Raw genomic sequence first — 2,169 nt, forward strand, 5'->3', positions numbered from 1 at the left:
CCTCCATCGCCAACGTGGTGACCACCGGCACCTTCACCGTCCCGCTGATGAAGCGGGTGGGCTTTACCAGCGAACAGGCAGGCTCGGTTGAGGTTGCCTCATCAGTCAACGGCCAGATCATGCCGCCGGTGATGGGCGCTGCGGCCTTTTTGATGGTGGAGTATGTGGGCATCTCTTATGTCGAGGTGATCACCCATGCCTTCCTGCCCGCCGCGATTTCCTACATCGCGCTGGTTTATATCGTTCATTTGGAAGCGGTGAAGCGGAACATGCCGACGCTGGGCAACCGCGTTGTTTCCATGGGCCGCACCATTGGCGGCATGGCGCTGTTCTTTGCCGGCTTTGCGGCCCTTTGCTATAGCGTTCAATACCCGGTCAAATGGATCACCTCGGCAATGCCGGGCGCCTCCGGGCTGACACTGGCAGCCCTTGTGTTCGCAGCCTATGCGGCCCTGTTGTGGCTGGCTTCCGGCGTTGACGATCTGGTGCCGGACGACCCGAACGCCAAAGAGGTCGAACTGCCAGTAGTGGGCGAGATCTATAAGGCGGGCCTGCATTACCTGCTGCCGATCATCGTTCTGGTCTACTTCCTGATGATCGAACAGAAGTCACCCGGCCTGTCGGCATTCTGGGCGACCGCACTGCTGTTTGTGATCCTGCTGACCCAGAAGCCGCTCAAGGCGATCTTCCGCGGCCAAAGCAACATGGCCAATGCCTTTATGGAAGGCGTCCACGACCTGTGGAACGGGCTGATCGACGGCGCGCGCAACATGATCGGCATCGCGCTGGCCACGGCCACTGCGGGGGTGATCGTTGGCACCGTTACGCTGACCGGTGTCGGGCAGGTGATGTCCGAACTGGTTGAGTTTGTCTCGGGCGGCAATCTGATCCTGATGCTGGTGATGGTTGGTATCCTCTCGCTGGTTCTGGGCATGGGGCTGCCAACCACAGCCAACTACATTGTTGTCAGCTCACTGATGGCCGGTGTGGTGGTGGAGCTTGGCGCCCAGTCCGGTCTGATTGTGCCGCTGATCGCGGTGCATCTGTTTGTGTTCTACTTTGGGATCATGGCCGATGTGACGCCGCCTGTCGGCCTTGCCAGCTTTGCCGCGGCAGCGGTGTCGGGCGGTGATGCGATCCGCACCGGCTTCATTGCCTTCTTCTACTCCTTGCGGACCGTGGCGCTGCCGTTTGTGTTCATCTTCAACACCGATCTACTGCTGATTGATGTAACCTGGATACAGGGCATCCTTGTGGCGATATCGGCCACCATCGCCATCCTGGTCTTTACTGCCGGCACCATGGGCTATTTTGTCAGCCGCAGCCGGATCTATGAAAGCATCCTGCTGATCTTCGCAGCCTTTGCGCTGTTCCGGCCGGACTTCTTCATGGACCGGGTGATGCCGCCCTTTGAGCAGGTGCCGCCGGCCCAGCTGGTTCAGGCCCTGGACGAAGCGGAAGCGGGAGCGGAGTTCAGGATCACGGTTGAAGGCCCTGATTTTGATACCTCCGAGATCAAAGGCACCACCATGATCCTGACCGCTGATGGCACTGGCGGCCAGCAAGCGGTGGATGCCTATGGGCTGCTGCTGCTGGAAGAAGACGGGGTTGTGAAACTGGACGAGCCGATGTTCGGCACCCCGGCGGCACCCAATCTGGAGAGCTTTGATTTCTACGCCGATGAACCGGTGCGGGTTACAACGATCCAGGCCCCGGCCAGCCAGCTGCCCAAAGAGCTGATCTTTATCCCTGCGCTGCTGCTGGTGGCCCTCGTTGCAATGATGCAGCGCGGCCGTGCGCGTGAACAGGAAGGAGTAGCGGCATGAACAAACCCGTACTGTGTGCATTGGAACTAAGCGATCCGGCGTCCGACGAAAAAGTGCTGACCCAGGCCGCCCGGCTGGCGGATCTGGACGGCGCCCAGCTGGATGTCGTCAACGTCCTGCCGGACTTTGGCGAAAGCTGGGTGTCGGGCTTCTTTGAGGAGCACCACCATCAAAAAGCGGTCAAGGACACCACCCAGCGGCTGCGCGATCTTTGCACCAAGGTGCTGGGAGAGGAAGGCAATGCCAAGGTGCGCCATCTGGTGGCCACCGGCAAAGCGTATCAGGAGATCCTGAAAGTGGCCGAGACCGCAGGCAGCGGGCTGATCGTGATCGGCGCGCATAA

Annotated in this window: 2 protein-coding genes; both read left to right on the forward strand. The window is 60.3% G+C overall.

Annotated elements, in window-relative coordinates:
• Positions 1 to 1,826: TRAP transporter fused permease subunit (locus A2I95_RS32940; RefSeq protein ID WP_291736602.1), on the forward strand; the 1,826-nt coding region annotated here is incomplete at its 5' end.
• Positions 1,823 to 2,169, forward strand: a 347-nt coding sequence (locus tag A2I95_RS32945; protein WP_291736605.1) for a universal stress protein, incomplete at its 3' end; no start/stop codon positions are given. The genes A2I95_RS32940 and A2I95_RS32945, both read left to right, overlap by 4 nt.

Source organism: Leisingera sp. F5, from assembly GCF_001593695.1.